Annotated in this window: 18 protein-coding genes; 1 reads left to right on the top strand and 17 read right to left on the bottom strand. The window is 61.3% G+C overall.

All coding sequences use genetic code 11. The features are described from left to right. Positions 1-62: 62 nt before the first annotated feature. On the bottom strand, positions 63-4,253 hold the full coding sequence (locus ACO07N_RS16010; protein ID WP_421981977.1) for an Ig-like domain-containing protein: 4,191 nt from the start codon (positions 4,251-4,253) through the stop codon (positions 63-65). Between the two features lie 543 nt (positions 4,254-4,796). Between ACO07N_RS16010 and ACO07N_RS16005 the strand changes: the two genes are divergently transcribed. Further along, the gene (locus ACO07N_RS16005) at positions 4,797-5,459 is read left to right on the top strand and encodes a hypothetical protein (protein ID WP_421981976.1); all 663 of its coding nucleotides are present in this window, start codon (positions 4,797-4,799) and stop codon (positions 5,457-5,459) included. Positions 5,460-5,552: 93 nt separating this feature from the next. Here ACO07N_RS16005 and ACO07N_RS16000 read toward each other — a convergent pair whose 3' ends face one another. Genes ACO07N_RS16000 through ACO07N_RS15925 form a run of 16 tightly spaced genes read right to left on the bottom strand, consistent with a single transcriptional unit; the run spans position 5,553 to position 24,092 of the window. Continuing rightward, positions 5,553-6,275 carry an SDR family NAD(P)-dependent oxidoreductase gene (locus ACO07N_RS16000; protein WP_421981975.1) on the bottom strand — a complete coding sequence of 241 codons (723 nt, stop codon included), beginning with the start codon at positions 6,273-6,275 and terminating at the stop codon, positions 5,553-5,555. A gap of 10 nt (positions 6,276-6,285) precedes the next feature. Then, entirely contained in the window at positions 6,286-7,896 is a 1,611-nt protein-coding gene (locus tag ACO07N_RS15995; RefSeq protein ID WP_421981974.1) for an isochorismatase family protein, read from the bottom strand. A gap of 57 nt (positions 7,897-7,953) precedes the next feature. Beyond that, on the bottom strand, positions 7,954-8,802 hold the full coding sequence (locus ACO07N_RS15990) for an N-acyl homoserine lactonase family protein (RefSeq protein WP_421981973.1): 849 nt from the start codon (positions 8,800-8,802) through the stop codon (positions 7,954-7,956). A 44-nt stretch (positions 8,803-8,846) separates the two neighbouring features. Continuing rightward, positions 8,847-9,722, bottom strand: coding sequence for an amidohydrolase family protein (locus tag ACO07N_RS15985; protein ID WP_421981972.1), 876 nt, complete (start codon positions 9,720-9,722; stop codon positions 8,847-8,849). Further along, positions 9,719-10,822, bottom strand: coding sequence for a vWA domain-containing protein (locus ACO07N_RS15980; protein WP_421981971.1), 1,104 nt, complete (start codon positions 10,820-10,822; stop codon positions 9,719-9,721). The genes ACO07N_RS15985 and ACO07N_RS15980 overlap by 4 nt, the downstream gene beginning before the upstream one ends. Then, the gene (locus ACO07N_RS15975; RefSeq protein WP_421981970.1) at positions 10,819-11,700 is read right to left on the bottom strand and encodes an AAA family ATPase; all 882 of its coding nucleotides are present in this window, start codon (positions 11,698-11,700) and stop codon (positions 10,819-10,821) included. Before ACO07N_RS15975 ends, ACO07N_RS15980 begins: the two co-directional genes overlap by 4 nt. Positions 11,701-11,703: 3 nt before the next feature. After that, a complete protein-coding gene (locus ACO07N_RS15970) occupies positions 11,704-12,726 on the bottom strand; it encodes a xanthine dehydrogenase family protein molybdopterin-binding subunit (protein ID WP_305989022.1) in 1,023 nt (340 codons plus the stop codon). Between the two features lie 2 nt (positions 12,727-12,728). After that, positions 12,729-14,585 carry a xanthine dehydrogenase family protein molybdopterin-binding subunit gene (locus tag ACO07N_RS15965; protein WP_421981969.1) on the bottom strand — a complete coding sequence of 619 codons (1,857 nt, stop codon included), beginning with the start codon at positions 14,583-14,585 and terminating at the stop codon, positions 12,729-12,731. Beyond that, entirely contained in the window at positions 14,585-15,067 is a 483-nt protein-coding gene (locus ACO07N_RS15960) for a (2Fe-2S)-binding protein (RefSeq protein ID WP_421981968.1), read from the bottom strand. Before ACO07N_RS15960 ends, ACO07N_RS15965 begins: the two co-directional genes overlap by 1 nt. Continuing rightward, positions 15,064-15,870 (bottom strand): FAD binding domain-containing protein, encoded by an 807-nt coding sequence (locus ACO07N_RS15955; protein ID WP_421981967.1) that lies wholly within the window; start codon positions 15,868-15,870, stop codon positions 15,064-15,066. The genes ACO07N_RS15960 and ACO07N_RS15955 overlap by 4 nt, the downstream gene beginning before the upstream one ends. Positions 15,871-15,873: 3 nt before the next feature. Beyond that, a complete protein-coding gene (locus tag ACO07N_RS15950) occupies positions 15,874-16,317 on the bottom strand; it encodes an SRPBCC family protein (RefSeq protein ID WP_421981966.1) in 444 nt (147 codons plus the stop codon). 28 nt (positions 16,318-16,345) lie between these two features. Continuing rightward, positions 16,346-16,783 carry an SRPBCC family protein gene (locus ACO07N_RS15945; protein ID WP_319386389.1) on the bottom strand — a complete coding sequence of 146 codons (438 nt, stop codon included), beginning with the start codon at positions 16,781-16,783 and terminating at the stop codon, positions 16,346-16,348. Continuing rightward, complete coding sequence (locus ACO07N_RS15940; protein WP_421981965.1) at positions 16,783-20,271, bottom strand: flotillin domain-containing protein; 3,489 nt, start codon at positions 20,269-20,271, stop codon at positions 16,783-16,785. The genes ACO07N_RS15945 and ACO07N_RS15940 overlap by 1 nt, the downstream gene beginning before the upstream one ends. A 20-nt stretch (positions 20,272-20,291) precedes the next feature. Beyond that, entirely contained in the window at positions 20,292-21,119 is an 828-nt protein-coding gene (locus ACO07N_RS15935) for a phosphoenolpyruvate hydrolase family protein (RefSeq protein WP_421981964.1), read from the bottom strand. 2 nt (positions 21,120-21,121) lie between these two features. Next, positions 21,122-23,290, bottom strand: coding sequence for an ABC transporter permease (locus ACO07N_RS15930; RefSeq protein WP_421981963.1), 2,169 nt, complete (start codon positions 23,288-23,290; stop codon positions 21,122-21,124). Further along, on the bottom strand, positions 23,283-24,092 hold the full coding sequence (locus ACO07N_RS15925) for an ABC transporter ATP-binding protein (RefSeq protein WP_421984438.1): 810 nt from the start codon (positions 24,090-24,092) through the stop codon (positions 23,283-23,285). Before ACO07N_RS15925 ends, ACO07N_RS15930 begins: the two co-directional genes overlap by 8 nt. Position 24,093 lies beyond the last annotated feature (1 nt).

Below are 24,093 nucleotides of genomic sequence, written 5' to 3'. Positions count from 1 at the left end.
AAGTGTCAGAAACACCCGATGCCGGCTTGGTGCGGGAAGGCCCCTTCGTCATGTCTACGTGATCAGACAAACTTGAAGTCGTCGACTTCCAACGTGACCAGAAGCGTGTTCTGCAGGGTCAGGCGATCAGCATCGCTGATATTGAACACGGTATCAGCCCCCTCCTGAGACGCGGTTGCGAGCAAATCGTCGAAGTCATCAATGCCCGCGATGGAGATGGAAACAAGATCCCCATCCGATCCGCTGTCGTCGTCACCCAGATGTGGATCGAAATCCAGGATGTCATCGTGGCCACCGGTATAGACGAATATGTCGAGGCCCTCACCCCCGGTGAGCTGATCATTGCCTTCCCCGCCATCCAGGGTGTCGTTGCCTAAGTGGCCAAAGACCCGGTCGTCGCCTTCCTCTCCGAAAAGAGTATCGTCCCCGCCGAAGCCGCTGAAGAAATCGTTGCCGTCGCCGGCCCGGATGATGTTGTTGCCCTTGTTGCCGACGATAAGGTCGGTGAAGTCCGATCCGATGATGTCCTTGATATTTACCAGATCGTCGTGCGGTACGGTATTGGCGGCTATGCCTTGCGTGAGCGGTATCCAGCCGAGAACCTTGTTTTCCAGTGCCGTTGACCAGCCCCGGTCCAGCCGCGTGTACGTGCTGCCGGAACTCTGTGAGTAATCCGCCACTTCGGTTGTGTCGGTGACCGTAACAGTCGCCGTTGCCGTTGCGGTGCCACCGTTTCCATCGGAGATCATGTAGGTGAAGCTGTCGGTGCCAAGGAAACCGGGATCAGGCTCATAGCCAGCGAGCGACGTCACACCGTTCGAGGCCGGGCCCACACTTGTCACCGTCAGGCCGTCGCCATCCGGATCCCTGTCATTTGCCAGGAAATCGATCGCGACGAAAGTGTTCTGATCCGTTGTGGCACTGTCGTCCACGGCGACCGGATCGTCGTTCTGAGGCTCAATCGTGAGACTGAGCGTTCCGCCGGAGGAACCGCCGTTTTCGTCGGTAACAGTATACTGGATATCAAAATCACCATTTACGTCCGGTGCGGGGATGAACCTGTAGTCTTCGCCGTCAAAGGAGATTTCGCCAATTTCCGGATCGATCAGGAAGACCAGGTCCAGTTCGTCGCCCTCGACATCCGACACCATTTCCAGGATCGGCAGAACGACGGATTCGTCCTCACTAGCCTCGACGTCAAAGTCATCCGCGACCGGGGCATCGTTGAGTCCGCGCACGTTAATGGTGAGGGTCGCGTTTTCGCTGACAAGGCCTTCATCTGTGCTCTCGACCACGTTGTAGACCAGGTCGAAGGTGGCAGCGGGCGGTTCCGGTGCCGGATTCAAGCCAAGGGCCTCGAAATCGCCGTCAGGGTCGAAGACGGTCGTCCCGTCCCGCGAGATCGTGATCTTGCCGCCGTTTACAAGCGCCGTTTCGACATCGAAAGGGATCAATGAGCCGTCGGTGTCAAACACCTGGTTCAGCAGGATCGGATCACCGTCGGGATCGGTATCGTTGTCGAGGATGTTGAATGTGACCGCATTGTCTTCGTCGGTGTCTGCGGTGTCGTCCGCAGCGACGGGGGCGCCGGTGGGGAGGGCTCCCGAGAGCGTGATTTCCGTGTTGTTCCCGACATTCCGCACCTTGAACTCGGCACCTTCGAAATTGCCCAGAAGCGTTATCGTCGCGTCCGTAACACCATCGAGGTCTTCATCGATATCGAGGATCGCGGAACCATTGGTAACTTTGAGTGAAGATGTTCCAAAGTTGCTGTTTTTTGCGACAATCTTGTCGTCTGATCTGAAATTGGTAATCTCATCGCCGTCAAGATCTTTCAATTCGCCCGAAATGGAGGCTGACTGCCCATCCGGCTTTAGAATGATGAAACCCTTTCCCGGATCGGCATCGACGTTGCCATTTTCGTCGACAGCTTCCGGCAATACAACCGTAATGCCATTCAGTACCACGGCAGCAGAGTCGATGACTGCTTCCGCGTACTTCGTCAGCGCGAAAGCGCCAACCTGAAAAACAATTCCTACACCGAAAATGGAAGAAAGCGCTGAAGCATAATCCGTGGCCCGGTCGACAGGCGCATCCCGCAATTCGTAGTATCCCATTGCATCGAGAATGATCGTTTGAACAAGCTCCTGCAGCCCCAATATCGTTCCGAAGCCCGGAAAAAACTTAAGCACTTTGGGGTTCGTAACGATCTGCTCAAACAAGTGGTCTGCCAGCGCGCCTCCGGCGTCCTTGACCGCAGTCTCCAGTGGATTCTCCAGCAGCGTGCGCGTCCGGAAATTCTGGATGTCCGCCTTTAGCTTGCCCGCAACCTCGTCAATTGTCACATTCGATGCGATCTGACCGGCAGAACTGTTGTCGGAAAGGCGTGTAAAAACAGCATTCTCTTGTTGAACAAGGGAAACTGAAACCTGAGATGGATCGACGTTGTTGGTGATCTCGGCAATGGTGTCAGGAATAAATGTGTCCTTGAACACGCCTATGAAAAGATTACCACCGGACTTATAGGCGAAGTAATCCGTAACCCCGCTCTTGGTTCCCAAGAGTTCAATCTCTTCACCGACCTCCCAGTCGGTGATTTTGTCTTGGTTTCCAGCAATGAAAAAATCATTGCCGCTTCCACCGGTCATCGTGTCGATGTCCATGTCATCGATCGTTTTAAGCGCTTTGCTGCTCACATCGATGCTGTTACTTTCACTGTCAATTTCTACAAGGTTGTCGCCGCCGGAGAGGGTGTCGTCGCCCTCACCGCCGAGCAGATCGTCCAGTCCATCTCCTCCGTTGACATAGTCCGCATCATCGCCACCAAGGATTTGATCTTTCTCGGAACCTCCCTCCAGAATGTCCTCGCCAGCCAGACCCCAGAGGATATCTTCACCAACGCCTCCAAGCAGATGATCGTCACCGGGGCTGCCTACCAGGAAATCGTTTCCGTTTCTTCCTCGGAGGATATCGCCATCTCCGTTGCGTGCACGCGAATCGACAAGCAAATTCAGCGCAAACAGGTCGCGTTCGCTCTCCCGGTCGAACGTCGGATCGTTTTCCAAAACCCCCAGCCTAGCGAGAATATCCGCTTCACTCGCATAGTCACCGAAGGGTTTTCCGGACCCAACGAGCAAATCATGCTTGTCGGTTCCGTTGACTTCTTCACGTGCTTCAGATCCGAAAAACCGGACTTCCGCTCCAGTAAAGTTGAACTCTACTTTCTCACCTGCGCCAATCACGTTCTCAGCCACGTCGACTACAGGTGAGAAACCCGAAATCGTACTGTCAAAAGAGATGTTTGATGAGTTGATAATATCCGAGACAACAACAACTTCAGTACCCGTCAAGGCAGCCGAAAATTCGCTCTGGTCGGCAACGTCCAGCACGACCACATCCGTGCCGTCACCCATATCAGCCGCAAGATCCCGTCCGCCGACGAGCGCGACAAGGATGTCCATTCCGCCTCCAAAAGAGAATTCCTGGAACTCGTAGTCGATTGTCGACCAGTCGGGTCGCGACCCCAACACAACCGTAAGAGCATCGTCTTCGCTGGCTGTCGAAGAAATGGAGGTGAAGGAATCCTCGAAAGTCTCAAGATCAAATGACGCGTCGAGCTGCATGACCATGTTGTGGTAGTAGCCGGCGTATGGCGGGCCGATATTCGTCAGCTGGAAAAACTGATCCATGTCGACGTTGAATGTCAGCCCGAGCCCATCAAGGGCGATGCTCGTGCTCGGGCTGTTCAGGACGACACTGTTCACAGAGAGCGAAATGCCCTCCGCGTAACTTCTGACGGCGTCAGTGAAGCTCTCCTGCGCCTGGTTGATCTGCTCTTGTGCTTCTGACAGGGAAGAAAAAATCGTGCCGTCAGCGGGAAAAAGATCATCTGGTTTCGGAATATCGGAGGATGAAAGATTGTAGTCGATGAAATCCAGGGAGAGACCGCTATAGATTGCGGTCAGTTCTTCGCTCGCATAGCCTGGCGGCAACAGCGTTTCATCAAAGGGGGGCAGCGTGACCTTGTTGTACTCGATGATAAAGTCTATCGGATCGGAAGTCTTGGTCACCTTGTCACCGTTGGAGTTTGTTTCCTCAAACTCGTAGCGATAGGTGCGTGAAATCAGATCGACTTCGCTGTACGGCTGAACCGTTCCGATCCAAAGACTGAGCATGTTTATTATAGGATTATAGGTTTCATCTTCCTCGAAAACGTTGTCGATCGCGCCAGAAGTATATGTAATCGTCGCCATTTCACTCGCCCCCCACACACAGAATTTTCTTTTTTACTTCACCAAATTCCAAGATATAAATAAAAATACAAAACAAATTGAATAATACAGGCGTTTAAAACACCTGTATTATTATTTTATTTCAATGGACTTGAATTCCGTTTTACGAGGCTCAATCTAGCTTTCGGAATACATTCGCTAATGGCGCCCCAATCAATTTACTCCTAAATTCGAACTAAAATTAACCTTACGTTAAGACATTAGCACACATTGGCGGGTCGTCCAGCCCTCCCGGTTTCGTGCCGTAGACGCGAAGCCACACAGGGTCAGGATGTTCTTACGTTCTGGCGAGTGTTTTGATTGCATGCAAACAACCTCGGCAAGACGGATCCCTCCCCGTCCGACTGCGGCAGCCGCGGACGCCGCCTCGTTCTCGGGTGCTGCGGTACAGGCTCCGCCAACCATCCACGTAACCCGTTACTTCTCCCAAAAGATCCCCTAAGGTTACTATAGGTCGTATTTAGACGGACGCGACGCGAGGGGCATCGCGAAGGGGGGCGAGACGTGATCGAGCAGTATTTTGAAAAAGGGTTCACGTATAACTGGACCCCGCTTGACAAGATCAACACCGTTCCCACGGACGGGACCATCGTCCGTTCAGGCAGCAGCCATCCTCCACCGCTCACCTATACCGGGCTTCATGCAGGGATTTTTTCCGGAGGGGCGCTGCCCTCGACCGCAGGCGTGACAATAGGCACTGTCATACGCCATCGCTGGCTCAACTACGTGGAGGGACGAACGGCCTATGTGCGCTCCACCAATACCGATGTCCTGACCGGCTTCATGAGCGGCTGCTGGATCTGCTCCTGGACCGGAAGAAGCGGAAACAGGCGCGTCGGCCATATTGGCACGATCTCGCGTGCGGCAAAGGACCAGCCACCAAATACCACGGTAAAACAGGCCTTTATCGCGAGCGACGCCATGCGCATCGGCTCTCACATTCGTGGATACAATCCTGCCGAGGCCTGGAATGCAATTGAAGTCTTACAAGTCACGAACCAGACAAAAATCGTAACCTGGGCCCATATTCTGAGTCTGGTCACGACCCGAAACGAATTCTATTCCATTGTCATGATGGAGACGAAAACACCGGGAAAGTGGATCTGCGGCGGAAAGAAGCGGGTTCACGGCAAGGACAGGGGACGAATTCAGACCGCGCTGTCCTGAACCGGCAATTGCGTCCCGGAACACCGGTGAACCTCGCGACAACAAGGTGCCATGGCAGCAGCGTCCGCGCTGCATGTCGATCTAACGGAAGCGTCAGTAAGTCGCCCGGCCGCCGGACAGGTCGAAGACCGCGCCGGTGGTGAAACTGTTTTCCGGGCTGCACAGCCAGGCGATCATGTCCGCGGCCTCGGACACTTCGAGGAAACGGTTTCTCGGGATCTTCGACAGCATGTAGTCGATGTGCTCCTGGCTCATCTGATCGAAGATGCGCGTGCGCGCAGCGGCAGGCGTCACGGCGTTGATGGCAATGTCGTAGCCAGCGCATTCCTTGCCCGCGCTCTTGGCGAGTGCCATGACGGCGGCCTTCGAGGCGCTGTAGGCCGAGGCGTTCGGGTTGCCCTCCTTGCCGGCGACGGAGGCGATCAGGACGACACGGCCGTAATTGTCCTTCTTCATGTCGGGAAGAACCGCCTTGAGCACATGGAACGATCCGTTGGTGTTGATCTCCATGATGCGCGCCCAGTCGGCGACCGGATAGTCTTCAACGGGCGCATTGGGTCCCGCGATCCCCGCCGAGTTCACCACGATGGCAGCGCTGCCGACAAGCGACTTGGTGCGCTCATGGGCTTCGGAAACCGCGTTCCAGTCGGACAGGTCCACCTTGATGGCCGTCGCATCGAGTTCATCGGCGGCCGTCGCCAGAACTTCCTCGTCCATATCCCACAGAACAAGACGCGCACCGTCGGTCTTCAATCTCTTCGCACAGGCAAAGCCGATGCCCTGCGCACCTCCGGTAACGATCGCGATCCTGCTCATTCAATGCCTCCTATCCAAGCGCGGACATGACCGAGGCAACCGACGTGACGTGAGCCACATTCTGCATGGCGTAATTGATCGACGCGCGGTGCCAGTCGGCGTTCATTGTAGAGCAGGCATCTTCCGGCACAACCACCCTGAAGCCCTTGTCCGCGGCCGTGCGCGCCGTGTGTTCCACGCTCATGTTGGTCCAGGAACCGGTGTTGATGATCGTGTCGATGCCCGCGTGGCGCAGGTAACTTTCAAGCCGTGATGTCTCCCAGCCGCTCATGGACATCTTCTCGCAGACGAGGTCTCCCGGCTTCGGTTCCAGGCCCGGCACCGGCGCAACGCCCCATGTGCCCCGCACCAGGGCGTTTTCGCCCTTGAGCCCCTGAAACAGCGGCGCGTGCTGGGCCAGCAGCGGATGACCGGGTTCGCACACCATCCAGATGTGAATGACGGGAATTCCCTGCCGCCGGGCCGCGTCGGCAAGCGCGATCGCGTTGGCGACCACATTCTGCTCGCGCGCATGCTGCGGCGACCCCGTGCCCTCGAAAGCGCCTCCATCGATCATGACGTCGTTTTGAAGATCCTGGATCAGGAGCGCGGTTTTCTTAGGGTCGAGCGCGGGGCATTCGGACAGCTGCAGACCCTTGGAAGACGTGCCGGCAGAACCGGCGGCAACCGGGGTCTCGCCAGCGGCCGGCCGGCCTGCCGGTTTCGCCGACATGAAAGGCTCCGCCCGCGGCCGGACCTTCGTCTTGACGGTGTAGACGGACGTGCAGGCACACATGAAAAGGGTCTGCCAGTCCTCGCCGCCCCAATGCAGGTTGGCGACCATTTCCGGGACCTCGATCTTGCCGATCAGAAGTCCCTCGAACGAATAGACCCAGACACCGCCGGGTGCCGTCACCCAGACATTGCCATTGGCATCCGCCTTCATGCCGTCCGGAACGCCTGCCTTGACCGCATCCTTGATGCCGGAGGCAAAAATACGCCCGTTCCTGAGCCTGCCGTCTTCACCGACATCGAACATGCGGATGTTCGCCTGCTCGGTGTCGTTCACCCACATCCAGCGCTCGCACGGCGAAAAGCAGAGCCCGTTCGGCTGGGTGAACATGTAGCGGTCGGAAACGAGAACCGCCTCGTCGCCCGGCCTGTGGCCGGGAGGCAGCATGTAGACCCCCTGAAAGCCCTGCTGGAGTGCCCGCGGAACGCCGAAATGTTCCATGCGGCCATAAGTCGGGTCGGTGAAGAAGATTGCCCCGTCTGACCTTACGACGATGTCGTTCGGGGAGTTGAGCTCCCTGCCCTCGTAATGCGAAGCGAGCAGTTCGCGCGATCCGTCCGGCCGGAACCTGGCCACCGAACTCGTGGCGTGTTCACAGACGAGGAGGTTCAGCTCCGCGTCGTAGGTCATGCCGTTGCCCTTGTTCGACGGGCGCAGATATTCGCTCACACCGTCCCGCCGCGTCCACTTGCGCCTGACATCGCCGGGCATGTCGGAAAACAGGAGATGGTGTTCCACCGGATGCCAGATGGGCCCCTCGGTGAATACGAAACCGGTGCCGATCCGTTCAACAGCGGCGTGCTGGTCCATCAGGTCCAGGAATTTCGGGTCGACGACGGTATGTCCCACAGATCCCTCCCAGTCTTTTCTTGGCGGAGAAGCACAGGCTTCCCGCGATTGCATCTGCTACATCGGGAACCATTGCCGTTCGGGGACGGTTTCCGTCATCGGCCCCGGAACGGTCATGGACAGGCGTCCGACAACCTGCTGGTTCTGGATCTTCGCCGGCCGGTCATGGACCGGCAGCAGAAAGGTGTAGTTGTTGAGGAGCTTCTTGATCGCGCCCTTTTCCTCGCGCTTGGAACCGGCATGGTTGCCGGTGACACGCGGCTCCATCCAGTTGTTCGTGTAGACGTGATTGACGATCTGGTCGTTGAAATCGTAGATCACGTCGCCGCAGATGCAGGCCAGGCCTTCCGCCGTTTCCACGATCACGTTCATGGATCCTTCGGTATGCGCGCCGGCTGCCTCGCACCACACGCCCGGAATGATCTCCTCCGCGCCGGTGATTTCCAGATCGAGGAAACGCATGGCCTCCGGTTCGTAGATCCGCTCGACCAGGTGCATGATGTCCGGCTTCGGATATTGCGGATACATGATGCCGGAAACCGAAAACTCCATCTCCCTGCGGTTCAGGACGACCGTCGTGTTCATCGGGAACAAGTCGTCCTTGCCCGCATGGTCGATATGCAGATGGGTGTGCAGGATGTAGCGGATGTCGCCGAGTTTCAGCCCGTGCTTGGAAAGCTGGTTCTCGATCATGTTGTCATGGAACTGCAGGCCGCGCATGCCGAGGCTTTCCATGATCGCATTGTCGCGATAGCCGGTGTCGACCAGAACGGGATGCGTGCCGCCGAGGATCAGGAAGCCGTAGACCGGAACCCGCCGGATCCGGCCGCATTCGTGGCCAAGCACGAGAAAGGAAGTCTCGAGCTCGATGTCTCCGTAGTCCAGAACGTGGATGGTAAGGGCCATTTGTGTTTCTCCCGTAGATGAAAGGCAGTCAGGCTGACAGGCGGCTAGAGCCGGTAGATCCGTTCAGCCGTATCGTGAAAAATCGCTTGCTGTTTGCTCTTCGAAAGTCCCTTCGCGCCCTGCCGGAAGGCCGCAAAGAGATCCGCATAGGTGGTCCAGAGTTTTTCGATCGGAAAATTCGACCCGAACATGCAGCGCTCGGCGCCGAAGAGGTCCAGGCTCTGCTTGATCATGAAGGCGATGAACTCCGGGTCGTTCTTGTGAATGAACGTGCCGAAAGCCGACAGCTTGGTGAAAACGTTCGGACAGGCAGCGAGCCTGCGCATGCCCTTGCGCCAGGCCTTGACGCCTTCGGGTGACGTGTCTTCCAGCATGCCTGCATGCATCAGGATGAAGGGGACATCCGGGCAGCTCTCGGCAAGACCGGCAGCGTCCCCCATCTGCGACGCAAAGACCTGCAGATCGAAGGACCAGCCGTAATCGGCAAGGCGGGCGATATTCTTGCGCACCAGCGGATCTGCCGGGAGCCCCGGATGCGGCGCGAAGCGGTAGAGCGGGTTTTCATGCCAGTGCAACTGCTGGCGGATCCCGCGCATCAGCGGGTATTTCTTCAGCCTGTCCAGCTGCGGGCGTACGTCGTCCACCGTGAAGTCGGCGAAACCGACGATCCCGTGCGGCCAGCCGGACTGATCGGCTACGGACTGAACCCAGGCGACTTCGTCCTCGAACCAGTTCGGCGCCCAGTTGGCCTGAACGTAGACCGACTTTTCGATCCCGGTGCCTTTGAGATCCGCCAGGAATTCGTCGATCAGGTAGTCCCGCTTGATGGCGGCGTAGGGGCCGAAGATGCGCGGCTGTTCGGGGCCCAGGAGCCAGGGCAGATCTTTCTGAAGCCAGATATGATGGTGAGCGTCGATCATGCGGGCCTCGCAAGGGACAGAACATGGGTGCACATGGCATCGATCCGGTCGCCGGGCACGAGCGCATCGAGATAGGGAAGACAGGCGGACAGCGCTTCCGTCCGCGGTTCGTAGAGCGGATCGGCGGCGAGCGGCGACAGCCAGTCGAGCCGCCAGGACACCCGCGACAAGCGTTGGACCGCCGCAATCAGCGCCTCTGGAGAGCCGCGCTCAAGGCCATCGGAGAGGACAAGCGTCGCTGCCCCGCGCGCATAGGCGGCAAAGCGCGGCACGGCCAGAAAGGCTGCCAGCGCCTCGCCGATGCGTGTGCCGCCATCGAAATCGGCAACCGCCGCCCCGACACCGTCCAGCGCACGGTCTGCGTCCTTGATCCGGAGCGGCAGCGTAATGCGCGTCAGCCGCGTTCCGAGACTGAAGACCTCGACACTGTCCGCCGACTGGACCAGTGCATGGGCAAACCGAAGTGCGCTGTCGCTCTGGTCCTTCATCGACCCGGACACATCGATCAGCAGCAGGATGCGGCGCTGCTTCGTCTTGCGCCTTGTCTTCGGCAGATCGAAAACCTCGCCGTCGCGCCGGAGGGCCTGCCGCAAGGCGCGGCGAAGGTCGATACGCGTTCCGCGGTTGTCGAGGAAGCGCCGGTAGGATTGGCGGCGTGGCAGTTCCTTCTCAGCCCGCCGTGCGAGATCCCTGAGGGCATCGGGATCGGCGATTGCCGGAAACTGCCGCCGTCCCAGAAGTTCGGCGGACGTCGCAAGTTCGCCCGGCTCTTCCTCGCCGTCGTCCTGGTCGATCTCGATCGTCTCCGAGGACGGTTCGAACGCGTCGACACCCTCCTCTCCATCCTCGTCCTCGATCGGCGCAGCAAGCGCCTGCCCGAGGAAAAAGGCCTGGAACAGGGCATCGAATTCCGCATGGCGTTCCCGCGGGATCGCGAGAGTGGCAAGAGCGGCGCGCCGGATATCGGCTATGTCGCGCGGCCCCAGAAGGCTGATCGCTTGCAGGAAGTCGATGGTCTGATCCGGCGCGACGGCAAACCCGTGCGCCCTCAGGATCGCAGGAAACTCGACAAAGGGCCTGCTGGTCCGCGGGAGGGTCATGCGGCCTCCTGCGGCATGAAACCGTCGAGCCGTCCTTCAAGAAAGGTCAGGTCGTCGTGGTCCTTGAGCGCCACGCCGATCGCGCGGCGGAACGCCTCTGGCCAGGCCGCGCCCTGATTGTGAAGCAGCGTCGCCGCTTCCGCCCATTCCACCGTCTCGGCAACGCCGGGCGGTTTGGCGAGCGGCTCCGTCCGGAGCCGGGCGACCGCACCGGCCACCGCGTTTGCCGTCGCCTCGGCAACGGAGCTTGCCCGTGCCATGACGATCCGGGCCTCGAGGTGGATGTCCGGGTAGTCGATCCAGTGATAAACACAACGGCGGCGGAGCGCTTCGTGCAGGTCGCGGGTCCGGTTGGAGGTCAAAACGACGACGGGCGGACGCGCCGCGCGTACCGTGCCGGTCTCCGGAATGGAAATGGCAAAGTCGGACAGGAACTCCAGCAGGAAGGCTTCGAATTCCTGATCCGAACGGTCGATTTCGTCGATCAGCAGCACGCAGTCATCAGGAGAGCGCAGCGCTTCAAGCATGGGCCGCTGGAGCAGGAACTGGTCCTCATAGATGTTGACGTAGTCGTCGCCTGCCTGCCGGATCGCGAGCATCTGCCTCGTGTAGTTCCACTCGTAAAGCGCGGAGGCGGCATCGATCCCCTCGAAACATTGCAGCCGGACAACGCGCCTGCCGAGCACCGAGGAAATGGCCTTTGCCGCTTCCGTCTTGCCGACACCCGGCGCGCCTTCCAGAAGCAGCGGTTTGCCCAGCGCCAGGGCGAGATAAGCGGCCGTCGACAGATCGTCACCCGCAATATATTGCGCGGCATTGAGCGCGTCCCGGAGGCGGTCCGGGCTATCGATCCCGACGATGGACGGCTTGACGGGCATGGTTCAGCGCGCTCCCTGCGGCCGCGCGCCGCCATTGGCAAGAATGCCCCGCAGGACCTTCTCAGGCGTGATCGGCAACGTGTCGCAGCGTACACCGACGGCGTTGTAGACGGCGTTGGCGATTGCCGGAAGAACGGGATTGGCGCACATCTCGCCCGGCCCCTTGCCCCCGAAGGGCGCATCTTCGGCAGGTCTTTCCAGGACCGCGATGTTGTGGTTCACCACCTCGCCCGGTCCGGGCATCAGGTAGGTATTGAAATCCACCGGACCGTGGCTCCGGTCCGGGTAATAGGGTTCGGTCGTTTCATAAAGGGCGTGCGAAACGCCCATCCAGGCACCGCCGATCAGCTGCTGCTCGACGAGACGCGGGTTCAATGCCCGCCCGACTTCATAGGCGGAATTGATCTCCGTCACCGAGACCTCGCCGGTTTCGTCGTCCACCTCCAGATCGACGACCAGTGCGGCATGCGCAAAACAGGAGACGGGCGTCATCTCGCCGGTATCCGGATCAACGTCGGAGGGCGGGATCAGGAAGATGCCACGCCCGGACAGGGTGCGGCCCTGCTTGAACTGCGCCGCAATGGCGGTATCGGCGACTGTGATTGTGCGGCCCGGCGCACCCTTGACCTGGATGTTGCCCTGGCCGTCCGTTTCAAGGTCCGTTGCATTGACTTCCAGTTCTTCGGCGGCGGCCTCCAGCAGCGCCTTGCGCGCCTCGGTCGCGGCCCGGATCACGGCATTGCCGACCCGGTGTGTTCCGCGCGAGGCAAAGGACCCCATGCAATGGGGGCCGGTGTCGCTGTCCGCCGTGTCGACATAGACATCCGACACCGGGACACCAAGCGTTTCCGCCGCGATCTGGCGTGTGACCGATTTCATGCCCTGCCCCAGATCGATCGAGGACAGCGACACCATGAACTTGCCGTCCGGCGTGGAATGGACGAGCGCCTGGCTCGGATCGCCGCCGAGATTCATGCCGATCGGGTAGTTGATGCAGGCAAAGCCGCGCCCCTTGTGAATGGCCATGATCAGCGCCTCCTTGAACCGGACAGAAAACGGGAGACACCTGGCCGCTTGACCCCGCGCGAAAACGGCTGCTCGGGCTTGTAAGGCGCCGGAGCCGAATCCGGGGTGGCCTGCGGCGGCTGTGATGCCGCAGATTGCGGCGCGGATGGCTGGGGCGCAACAGGTTGCGGAGGCGCTGCAGTTTGCTGCGGTGATGCGGGCGCAGCAGAGGGTGCCACCGCCGGCGGAACAGGGGCCGATGGCGCCGCGCCCGGTTGCGGCGGCGCTGCCGGCGCATGCCGGAACCCCATGCGCGCCGGGTCCGTGATCATGTCGTCATCCTGCGGGGCTGCCGCGACGATCGGGATCCCTTGCGTCCCGGCGGCAACGCGTCCCTTGGAGGACGCACCCTGTCCCGGCTCCGTCGGAATATCGGCGCGTCTGCGTTCGCCGATCCGGCCGACGCTGTCGGTAACGCTTTCCGGGATGTCGGCCCGCGTGCCGCCACCGCCAGTCAGACTGGATTGGCGCGCAGCGTCGGCACTGATCGCCCATCCGGATTTCTGGCTGGCGACCTGGCAGCATTCGATCAGCGCCGTGTTCTTCGCCAGGCGGCGATGCGGCTTCATGTCGCCGTCCCGATAGGCGTTCAGGATCCTGAGTTCGATCGGGTTCAGGCCAACGGTCTCGGCCACCTTGTCCATGTGACATTCGATGGCAAAATCGACACCGGTGATGCCGAAGCCGCGCATAGCCGTTGCCGGTGTCCGGTTGGTGAAGACGCAATAGACGTTTGAGGCAACATTCGGGATCGAATAGGGCCCCGGAATATGGCCGGTACACTTGATGATGGCGTAGGAGGACAGCCGCGTGTAAGCGCCTGCATCAAAGAAACCCGTGAACGCCCGCGCCAGAATGCGGCCATCACGGGCAACACCGTCCTTGATGCGCCAGCGCTCTGCGCCGCGTGGCGCGCCGACCTGCATTTCCTCCGCGCGGTCCCACATGAACTTGACGGGCCGCCCGGTCAGAACCGCGCCGAGCACAGACAGGGGTTCGACGATGCTGTCGACCTTGCCGCCGAAGCCTCCGCCCACTGTTCCGCCCACAAAATGCAGACGGGATGACGGCATGTTCAAAAGCTTGGCGGTCGTTCCCAGAGAAAAGAACAGCGCTTGCGTGGAGGTGTAACAGACGAACCGGTCATTGGTCTCCGGCGCGGCGATCGCACCGCAGGTTTCGATGGGTGCCTGCTCGATCGGCGACATCTGGTATTCGCCCTCGACGATGTGGTCGGCTTCGGAGAAGCCTTTCTCGACGTCTCCGAAGCGCAGCTTCTGGTGATCGTAGAGATCGTGGTAGTCGAAGGTGTTGTTCGGATAGACCTCGTTGACGACCGGCGCATCCGGCTTCAGCGAAGCTTCCGGGTCGAGAACATGCGGCAACACTTCGTAGTCGACCCTGACGGCGGCGCAGGCCGCACGCGCCTGCGCTTCGGATTCGGCAATGATCGCGGCCACAGGCTCGCCGGCATAGGCAACCTTCGTGTCCTGGATCAGTTTCTCCTCGTCCTTGCCGAAGTTGATCAGCGAGAGGAGCGTGTTGAGGTTGTTCGGAACATCACGCGCCAGCACGACACGCACCACGCCGGGCATGCGTTCCGCCTGGCTGGTGTCGATCGACCGGATGCGGGCATGGTGATGCGGCGAACGCACGCAGCGCATGTGCAGCAGACCGTCGAACAGGTGATCATCGTAATAGGGCGAGCGTCCGGTTACATGGCCCAGGATGTCCTGGCGCCGTGTCGGTTTACCGATTTCCTGCAGGTTGTCGTCGCGCTCGTCCGAAAAGAGATCTTTCCTGAATTCAACCGATGACATCAGCCGGTCCTCCGTGTCGGCTGACCGCTCGCGGCCAGAATGGCATCGATGATCGGCTCATAGCCCGTGCAACGGCAGATGTTGCCGGAGATCGCCTCGACAATTTCGTCCCGGCTCGGGCGTGGTGTCCGGTCCAGCAGGGCCTTCGCGGCCATGAGCATGCCCGGTGTGCAATAGCCGCACTGCGCCGCAAAATTCTCCATGAAGGCTTCCTGGAGCGCGTGGAGATCCGGACCGTTGGCAAGGCCGTTGGTGGTCTCCACGTGCTGCCCCTCGACGGTTTCGGCAAGGGTCAGGCAGCTCAGGCGCGGCTCGCCGTCAATGATCACTGTGCAGCTGCCGCACGTCCCCTGACCGCAGCCATATTTGGGCGACAGGTCGCCGACGCCGCGACGCAGCAGGTCGAGAAGGTTCTGCCCTTCGTCGGAAAACACGGCAACAGGTGCGCCGTTCAATTGAAACTGGACAGGCTTCTTGGTCATGGCCGGCTCCCCCCGTCCAGCAAAAGTCGTTTCAGGTGGACGGGCGCTACCTGGCTTCGATACCAGCCGGACGCCAGCCCGTCGTCGGGCGGGTTGAGGCCCTGTGTTGCCGCAGAAAGGGCGCCGGAGACCCCGGTTTCGTCGAGCGTCGCGCCTTCAAGCGCCGCTTCCGCAGCCCTTGCCCTGACGGGCGTCGGAGCCATCGCTCCAAACGCGATTCGCGCGCCGGAGATGCGGCCGGCTGATCGCGGCAGCCACGCGGCAAGGCTCATCACGGAAACGCCCTTGGGCTTCACCCGGCTGACTTTCCGGAACCTGAAATCATCGCCCGAAGGCCTGACGATCGATACCGCTTCCACGAGGCGTCTCTCGCTGTCGCGTGACGCCAGCAGGCTTTCCAGATCGGTCTCGCTGCCGTCGGACAGGCGCAGCCTTGCGTCGAGCGCCAGAAGCGCGACCGCGAAGTCGCCATAAGGGTGCGGCGCAAAGATGTTGCCGCCGACGGTGGCCATGTTGCGGATGGCCGGACCGCCGACCTGGCGCGCGACCGGATGCAGGAAAGACACATCCGATGAACGGAGAATGTCGCCCATGGAGGCTGCTGCGCCGATCAGGACACGCGCACCGTCCGCCCTGATGTCACGCAATGCCGCTGCGCTGCGCAGCCGGACGATTTCAGAAACCGTCTGTTCCCCGTAGTTGACGCTTCGCATCACCAGCGTGCCGCCACCCAGAAAAACGGCCTGCCCGGCGCTGCTCGCCGCAGCTTCCTGGAGCGTGTCGACCGTCGTCACCGTCACCATGCGCTAAGCCTCCACCCCGATATGTTCCGCAACTGCCTTGAAGCCGGCGACGTAGATGTCATTGCCGACCAGTTCTGCCAGTTCCCTGTCCCGCCCTTTCGGCGTATCGAACCGGCTTTCCCATTCCCACATCGTCCAGTCCTCGTCCGTCACCGGGAACAGGCGCACATGCGCCACGTAGTTGAAGAGCGGGATCGGCGTATCCAGCAGGCAGTAGGAGAAACTCTGCTCCAGATCCGACATGGTCAGCAGCTGTTCCCGCAGTTCAGATCCGTCCTGCAGCCTGAACCGGCGCACCGCCCCGACCCTGTCGGAGCTTTCGCCCCGCTCCATCTGGCTGGTGGCAACAGCCGGATGCCAGCGGTCGTGGCCGTTGAAGTCACGCAGGACGTCCCACACGGTCTCGACCGGCGCCTTCAAAACTGTGCTGCGAACAACCTTGACCAATGTTTCCCGCTCCCCTCGCGCCGGCGCCTCAGCCGCCGAAATGCCTCTTCAGGGCATCGAAGCCGCCCTGAAAGACATTCGTCCCGATCCCGCTGACGAGATCGTCCTCGTTCTCCGGATCGCATTCGAATTCCGCGGACCATTCGATGAAGGTGCGGTCGCCCTCCGTCACCGGCGTGAGGCGGAGCGTGGCGATGTAGTCACTGAGCGGCATCGGCCCCTCGAGCATCGAATAGCTATAGAAGAGGTCGTAATCGGACAGACCCAGCAGCTGCTCGCGGATATTGTCGCCGTTCTGCAGATTGAAGTTCCGGATACAGCCGACCTTGTCCGCCGGCAGCGCATCCTCGATGCGGCTCTCGCGAATGCGCGGGTGCCACTTGGGCAGGCCGTTGAAATCCCGGATCCGTTCCCAGACCTTTGACGCGGGCGCGTTGATCACGGAGGACGTGTAGACCCGGGCCATTACTTGCTCTCCTTGGAAGAGCCGGTGCCCTTGGGCTTGTCATCCGCCTTGAGACGCTTCATCTCGTTTGCGGCGCGAGTCATGTCGTTGGCGGTGCGCATGACATCGGACTTGGCCAGGTTCGACCCGTCGATGCCGATATCGCTCAACAGGCTGTCGACCATGGGGGCCTGGACCCGGTAGCGCAGAGCCGAGTTGATGACCTCGTCGGTCGGACTGCCGCCGCCGCCTCCGCCACCGCCGCCACCGGCTACGCCGCCATTGCCGTCGGCCCAGCCAAGGCCGCCTGTGCCGTTGCCGCCAAGCTGCATGATCTTGATGTCGTTGATCTTCTCAAGCGGCTTGACGGAGGCAGCGACGATGCCTTCGACATGCTCCAGCATCTTGCGCTTGAACAGGGAATGACGGGCGCCGTCGGTGAGAACGTTTTCCGCCTCGTTGATGAGTTTCTGCGCCTCGGCCTCCACGGCCCTGCGGATGCGTTCGGCTTCGGCCGCGATGCGTTTTTCCTCTGCTTCCTTTTCCGCCAGAACCACGTCGACGGACTTGCGGCGGGTGGCGACTTCCGTCTCCTGTGCCGTCTTGACCTTTTCCGCAGCTTCGGTGGCACGCGCCCGCGCGACCTCCGCCTCAACGGCAGCAGCGCTTTCATCCAGCGACTTCTTGTAAAGCTCGATGGCCTTGTCCATCTGGGCGCTTTCGACCGACTTCTCGCGTTCGATCTCCAGGCGCCTGCGCTCGGTCTGATGGCCGATACGGGCGTCGTCCAGACCGCGTTCGGAGGCGATCTGCGCACGTTCGATTTCTTCCTGGCTGACGATCTCGGCTTCGCGCAAGGCCTGGACGCGGGCGATCTCGAGCTGTTCGAGCACCTTCTTGCGTTCCAGCTTCTTGGCGTCGAGTTCCTGTTCCGCCAGGATCTTCTCCGCGTCGATGGACTTCGCCTTGGCAACCCTGGCCGCCTCGACGGCCTGATCCGCCGCAACCTGGGCTTCGTCGATCGCCTTGTTGCGGGCGATCTCCAGCGACCTGATCGTCTCGTCCCGGGCAATTTTCTCGGCGGTCGTTTTCTGCTCCTGCGCGATACGCGCCTGTTCGACAGTGCGCCGTGAGGCAACCTCGGCCGTTTCGATCGCCTCGGTTTTCTCGATCTCGCGGGTGCGGATGTCCGCATCCTTGGCGATCTCGGCCGTGCGCACCTTGTTTTCCTGCGCGATGCGGGCGGCCTCGACAAGCTCCTGTGCGGAGATGTTGGCGACGTCGACCGCGCGGTTGCGGGCAATCTCGCGTTCGCGCAGATCCTGCTCGTAGGCGATGCGTTCCGCGGCGACCTTCTTTTCCTTGGCAATGCGTGCCGCTTCGGTTGCCTCCAGCTTGGCGATTTCCGCCGCCTCGATGGCCTTGGCGCGGGCGACGTCGCGTTCGCGCGTTGCCTCCTCGCTTTCGATCCGCTGCAGCGTGATCTTGGCTTCCTGCGCAATCCGGGCCGCGTCGACCGCTTCGCGCGCGGCGATCTCGGCTTCCTCGACCGCCTTGTTGCGCGCGATTTCCAGCCCGCGCGTTTCCTGCTCGAAGGAAATCCGCTCCGCAGCGATCACCTTTTCCTGGGCAATGCGCTTGGCCTCCGTTGCCTCCTTGGCGGCGATATTGGCCGCATCGAGGGCCGCCTGACGGGCCACATCGCGTTCATCGGTGGCTTCCTGCGCCGCGATGCGCTCGAACGACAGCTGTTTGTCCTGGGCGATGCGGGCTTTCTCGACCGCTTCGCGCGCGGCGATTTCCGCCTCGTCGATCGCCTTGTTGGAGGCAATCTCCAGGTTCCTGATGCGCTCTTCCTGCGCGATGCGCGTCTTGTTGGTTTCCTCGCGTGCCGCGATCTGGGCAATATCGATCTGCTGCTGTCGCTCGATCTCGAGTGCGCGCGTTGCCTGTTCGGAGGCGATGCGCTCGGCAGACAAGGCCTTTTCGCGGGCGATCCGTGCCGCCTCGGTCGCCTTCTGGCTGGCAATTTCGGCCTCTTCGAGGATCTTCTGACGTTCGATTTCCAGCCGGCGCGTTTCACGGTCCGCCTCGATGCGCGAGGCATTGACCGTCTGCTCCTGGGCGACTCGCAGCTTTTCAGCCGCTTCGCGCGATGCGATCTCGGCTTGTTCCACGGCAAGATTGCGCGCGATTTCCCGTTCACGGGTCGAGCGCTCAAAGGTGATGCGCGCCTCGGTCACCGCCTCTTCCTGCGCGATCTTCGCCTTTTCGATCAGTTCGCGCGCGGCAATGTCGGTCTCCTCGATGGTCTTCCGGCGCTCGATCTCCAGAGCCTCGGTTTCCCGGTCCTTGGCAATGCGCGCCTCGGACAGCGCGCGTTCCTGCGCAATCCGGGCCTTTTCGACCGCTTCCTTGGCGGCAATGTCGGCCGCCTCGGTCATCTGCTGAGTCTTGATCCGCTCCTCGGTCAGGTTCTTTTCCTGGCCGATCCGCGCTTTTTCCACGGCTTCGCGGGTGACGATCTCGGCTTCGTCAATCACCCGCTGGCGGTCGATTTCCTTCTGGCGCACTTCCTTTTCGGAGGCGATGCGCGCTTCGGAAATGAGCCGTTCGTTTTCGATCCGTGCGGTTTCGATCGCTTCCCGGCTCAAAAGTGAGGCCTGCTCGGCTTCCTTCTCCCGTTCCGCGCGTTCACGGACAAGATCCGTGTGCTGCTGGGCGCGCCGGAATTCGATCTCGCGCTCTTGCTCCAGGCGTGCATTCTCACTTTCGCGCTCAATGTCCAGAACCTGCTTTTCCGCCTCCAGATTGCGCGAGCGGATGCGGATCATGGAATCCTGTTCGATGTCGTTGCGCAGTTTCCGCCGGTCCTCGATCTCGCGGATCACCGTGGTCAGACCCTCGGCATCGAACCTGTTGGACGGATTGAAATATTCGATCCCGGTCTGGTCGATATCGGTGATCGCGACGCTTTCTAGCTCCAGTCCGTTCTTGTCGAGCCCCACTTGCGCGGCCTCAAGCACACGGTCGACATAGAGATGCCGGCTTTCGTGAAGCTCCTCCATCGTCATTTCCGAGGCGACGGTTCTGAGCGCGGAGATGAACTTGCCCGACAGCAGCGAGTGGATGCGTTCCGGTTCGAGCGTGCGCCGCCCGAGGGTCGATGCCGCCAGGCTGACCGCCGTCTTCGTCTGGCCGACCCGCACGTAGAATTCCGCGTCAACGTCGACCCTGAGACGATCCTTGGTGATCAGCGCGTCTTCCTTTTCGCGGGTCAGCGCCATCTGCAGGGAGTTCATGTTGACCGGTGTGATGTCATGGATGATCGGCCAGACGAACGCGCCGCCGTCGATCACGACCTTTTCGCCGAGGAAACCCGTTCGCACGAACGCGACCTCCTTGGTCGAGCGCCGGTAAAGCCAATGCATCACCCAATAGAGGATGAAGACGACGATGACCGCGAGTATGAGCCAAAGCACCAATTGCCCGATGAGCTGACCAGCCATGTTCGATCCTCCCCCCCGGCTCAAGAGCCGCAGATTTCCTTGAATTTTCTGGTTTGTTCGACGAGCGCGACCTCGGTCGGCAGGCGTTCCATCGAGGAGGCGCCGTAAAAACCGTGGCAGTTGCGCGTGTTCTTCAAGACGAATTCGGCATCATCCGGCATCGCAACCGGGCCGCCATGCACCAGGACGACGGCGTCGGGATTGACCGCCAGGGCCGCCGCGGACCACTCGTCGACGATCGCCGGACAGTCCGCCAGCTTCAGCGAGGTTTCCGCACCGATGCTGCCGCCGGTCGTCAGGCCGAGGTGGCACACGATGATATCGGCGCCAGCCCGTGCCATCGCGGCCGCGTCCTCGGTGGAAAACACGTATGGCGTCGTGAGCATGTCCTTGCGGTGCGCCATCGCGATCATGTCGACTTCCAGCTGATAGGACATTCCGGTCTCTTCCAGGTTGGCCCGGAAGTTGCCGTCGATCAGTCCGACGGTCGGAAAGTTCTGGACGCCTGAAAATCCGGCGGCCTTGACCTCGTCGAGAAACTTGTCCATCAGGCGAAACGGGTCCGACGCACAGACACCTGCAAGGACCGGGGTGTTCTTCACCACGGGCAGGACCTCACCGGCCATTTCCATGACAACGCTGTTGGCATCGCCATAGGGCATCAGGCCCGCCAGGCTGCCGCGTCCGGCCATCCGGTAGCGGCCGGAATTGTATATGACGATCAGGTCGATGCCGCCGGCTTCCTCGCCCTTGGCGGACAGACCCGTCCCGGCGCCACCGCCGATGATCGGTTCTCCGCGGGCAATCATGGCCCGGTATTTTTCGACAAGGTGCTTGCGTTCGAACATCGTCAATCTCCTGCTGCACGGCTGCGCCGGCTGGAATGAAAGCCGCGGAAGGTTTCGACGATCAGCTCGGCGAATTCCGGGTCGTTGATATTGTGGGGCACACGGATCAGCCGGCGTTCGCTGGTCTGTCGCACGGTGTCCTCAAGGGATCTGAAAAGCGCTTCGTCGGCAGCCGGGTCATGAAAGGCCATGCCGGGGGCGTCCAGCAGCGAGACCCCGCCCTCTGGCAGGAAGAAGCGGACCGGTGAGGTCATCTCGTTGAGGCGGTTGCCGATCCAGCGGCCCATTTCGATGTTTTCGTCGACCGTGGTCCGCATCAGCGTGATTTGCGGATTGTGCTCGTAGAAGAGACGGCCGCGATAGCGCTCGGGGACGGTTTCGGGGGCGTTGAAGTTGACCATGTCAAGCGCGCCGCAAGCCCCGATATAGGGCAGCCCTGCGCGGATCGAGGCACCGAACCTGTCCTCGTTGGCCGCGAACACACCTCCGGCGACCATGTCGCAGATTTCTGTTGTCGTGAGATCGACCACGGCGGCGAGCATGCCGCTGTCCAGGAGCTTCTCCATGGACCTGCCACCGACGCCCGTTGCGTGGAAGACCAGGCAGTCGAAATCGTCTTCAAGAGCCGCCGTCACCTGCTGAACGCAGGGGGTCGTCACACCGAACATTGTGAATCCGACCGCGGGCTTGGCATTGCGGACCGGTTTGCGCTTTGACCGGGCCTTGACCGCGCCCGCAAGTGCGCCCGCGCCATTGCCGAGAACCTCGCGCGTGATGGAGTTCAAGCCCTGCACGTCGGCAACCGAATAGAGCATCATGATGTCGGACGGGCCGACATATTGTTCCACGTTGCCGCTGGCGACGGTCGAGACGATCACCTTCGGGATGCCGACCGGCAGCGTGCGCATGGCGGGGCTGACCAACGCCGTGCCGCCCGACCCTCCGGCGGAGATGACACCTGCGACATCCGTCTGAGCCTGCATCCAGCGTTCGAATGCCAATGTCATCCCGGCGACAGCCGTTCCGCGGTCTCCGGTGAAGACGCCGTTCGCACCGCGCGGATGAAAGGCGGCGACCGCATGCGGCGGGACTTCCGCCCCGGACGGCTTGCCGCTCGTCGACAGGTCGACAAGCCGGACCGTCAGCTCCTCCGCCTTCAGGATGTCGCGGATGTAACGCAGTTCCTCGCCCTTGGTGTCGAGCGTCCCGGCGACGTAGACGGTCGCGCCACCCCCGGTTCGCTGCGCGAACAGCGGCGTGACGGGCGTTGCCGCCGATGCCGCCACGGCCGTGCTTGTACGCGCCGTGTTTTCGATCACGCGGACCGGAACCGGCCGCGACCAGCGTGTCGGCGTTTTCGGATTGGAAAGATACACCCGCTGAACATGAGGGACCGAGGGTGCTGCCTGATCCGTTTCGGGTTCGCGTGCCGGGGCAGGTGTTTCGTCATGCGCGTGGCGGCCGACGCCTAGAAGAGCCTGTTGCAGGTCCCTGTCGGCCGCAAGCTGGTTAGACGGCAGGATCCTGTTGATCCGGCCATTGACCATGATCGCAACCTGATCGGCGACCGCGCAGGCGACACCGATATTCTGTTCGATCACGAGGACGTCGATGTCGCCTTCCTGGCCGAGACGCACCAGCATCTCGGCAACCTGATTGACGATCACCGGCGCGAGTCCCTCGGTCGGTTCGTCCATGACGAGAAGCTTCGGATTCAGCAGCAGGGCCCGGCCGATGGCCAGCATCTGCTGCTCGCCGCCAGACAGCTGCGCCCCACCGTTGCTGCGCCGCTCCGCCAGCCTCGGGAACACGGAATAGACCCGCTCCGGTGTCCAAGCTCCGCCGCGCCGGGAGACCAGCTGCAGGTGTTCGTCGACGGTGAGCGATCGCCACAGACGCCGGCCCTGGGGGACGTAGCCGATCCCGAGCCGCGCGATTTCGGCGGGACCGAGCCCTGCCAGGTTCTGCCCGAACAGACTAATGCCGCCGGACGCGACGGGAACAAGGCCCATGATCGCCTTGCATGTCGTTGTCTTGCCCATGCCGTTGCGGCCGACGACGGACAGGACCCCGTGGTCCAGTGTCAGATTGACCCCTTGCAGGGCATGAGACTGGCCGAAATAGACATTGAGATCCTTGATCTCGAGAGCGGGGGAAGAGCGTTCAGCCATGACCGAGCCCCTCTTCACCGCCGAGATAAAGGGCCTGAACCTCTTCATCCTCCTCGATTTCGGCCGGTTTGCCTTCCTTGAAGATCCGGCCGTTGTGCATCATCGTGACGGATTCGGCGACACGCAGGGCAACGTCCATGTCGTGCTCGATGATGATGTAGCCAATGTGGCTCGGCAGCCCGGTGAGGATTTCGATCAATTCCTGCCGTTCCGTCGGAGAGAGACCGGCCGCCGGTTCATCGAACAGGATAAAGCGCGGCGCACCGGACAGCGCCATCGCGATTTCCAGCTGGCGCTGCTGCCCGTAGGACAGATCGGAGACCTTCGTGTCGCGAACATCGTCGAGATGAACCACGTGAACCAAGTTTTCCGCACTGGCCATCAGGGCATCGTTCCGGCGCGGGCGGACAAACGAAAAGCGGCCGCGCGACACGCCGCAGCAGGCGAGATAAACGTTGTCCAGAACGGACAGGCCGGTGAACAGGAGCGAGATCTGGTAGGTCCTGCGCAGTCCGCGCCGGATGCGCTCCTGGGCCGGAAACGCGGCTACCTCTTCGCCGAAGAACCTGATCGACCCGGTTGTCGGAGCGAAGTCGCCGGTGATGCAGTTGAACAAGGTGGTTTTTCCGGCCCCGTTCGACCCAAGGACAGCGCGCCGCTCCCCCGGTTTGACGATCAGGTCGATGTCGCTCAGCGCCGCCAGGGCCCCGAAGAGTTTGCTGACCCCGCGCAGTTCCAGTGCGTTCGCCGTTCCGGTAACGCTCAGGCGATCAGAGACGGAGGTGCCGGCGGCTTCGAGCAGC

Source organism: Roseibium sp. (assembly GCF_965229775.1).
Lineage (GTDB): Bacteria > Pseudomonadota > Alphaproteobacteria > Rhizobiales > Stappiaceae > Roseibium.
This window is presented reverse-complemented; position numbering and strand designations above follow the sequence as displayed.

Coding starts and splice junctions, on each gene's coding strand:
- ACO07N_RS16010 (WP_421981977.1), bottom strand. CDS start 4,253: ATGGCGACGATTACATATACTTCTGGCGCGATCGACAACGTTTTCGAG.
- ACO07N_RS16000 (WP_421981975.1), bottom strand. CDS start 6,275: ATGAGCAGGATCGCGATCGTTACCGGAGGTGCGCAGGGCATCGGCTTT.
- ACO07N_RS15990 (WP_421981973.1), bottom strand. CDS start 8,802: ATGGCCCTTACCATCCACGTTCTGGACTACGGAGACATCGAGCTCGAG.
- ACO07N_RS15985 (WP_421981972.1), bottom strand. CDS start 9,722: ATGATCGACGCTCACCATCATATCTGGCTTCAGAAAGATCTGCCCTGG.
- ACO07N_RS15980 (WP_421981971.1), bottom strand. CDS start 10,822: ATGACCCTCCCGCGGACCAGCAGGCCCTTTGTCGAGTTTCCTGCGATC.
- ACO07N_RS15975 (WP_421981970.1), bottom strand. CDS start 11,700: ATGCCCGTCAAGCCGTCCATCGTCGGGATCGATAGCCCGGACCGCCTC.
- ACO07N_RS15970 (WP_305989022.1), bottom strand. CDS start 12,726: ATGGCCATTCACAAGGGGCGCGGCTTTGCCTGCATCAACTACCCGATC.
- ACO07N_RS15965 (WP_421981969.1), bottom strand. CDS start 14,585: ATGTCATCGGTTGAATTCAGGAAAGATCTCTTTTCGGACGAGCGCGAC.
- ACO07N_RS15960 (WP_421981968.1), bottom strand. CDS start 15,067: ATGACCAAGAAGCCTGTCCAGTTTCAATTGAACGGCGCACCTGTTGCC.
- ACO07N_RS15955 (WP_421981967.1), bottom strand. CDS start 15,870: ATGGTGACGGTGACGACGGTCGACACGCTCCAGGAAGCTGCGGCGAGC.
- ACO07N_RS15945 (WP_319386389.1), bottom strand. CDS start 16,783: ATGGCCCGGGTCTACACGTCCTCCGTGATCAACGCGCCCGCGTCAAAG.
- ACO07N_RS15940 (WP_421981965.1), bottom strand. CDS start 20,271: ATGGCTGGTCAGCTCATCGGGCAATTGGTGCTTTGGCTCATACTCGCG.
- ACO07N_RS15935 (WP_421981964.1), bottom strand. CDS start 21,119: ATGTTCGAACGCAAGCACCTTGTCGAAAAATACCGGGCCATGATTGCC.
- ACO07N_RS15930 (WP_421981963.1), bottom strand. CDS start 23,290: ATGGCTGAACGCTCTTCCCCCGCTCTCGAGATCAAGGATCTCAATGTC.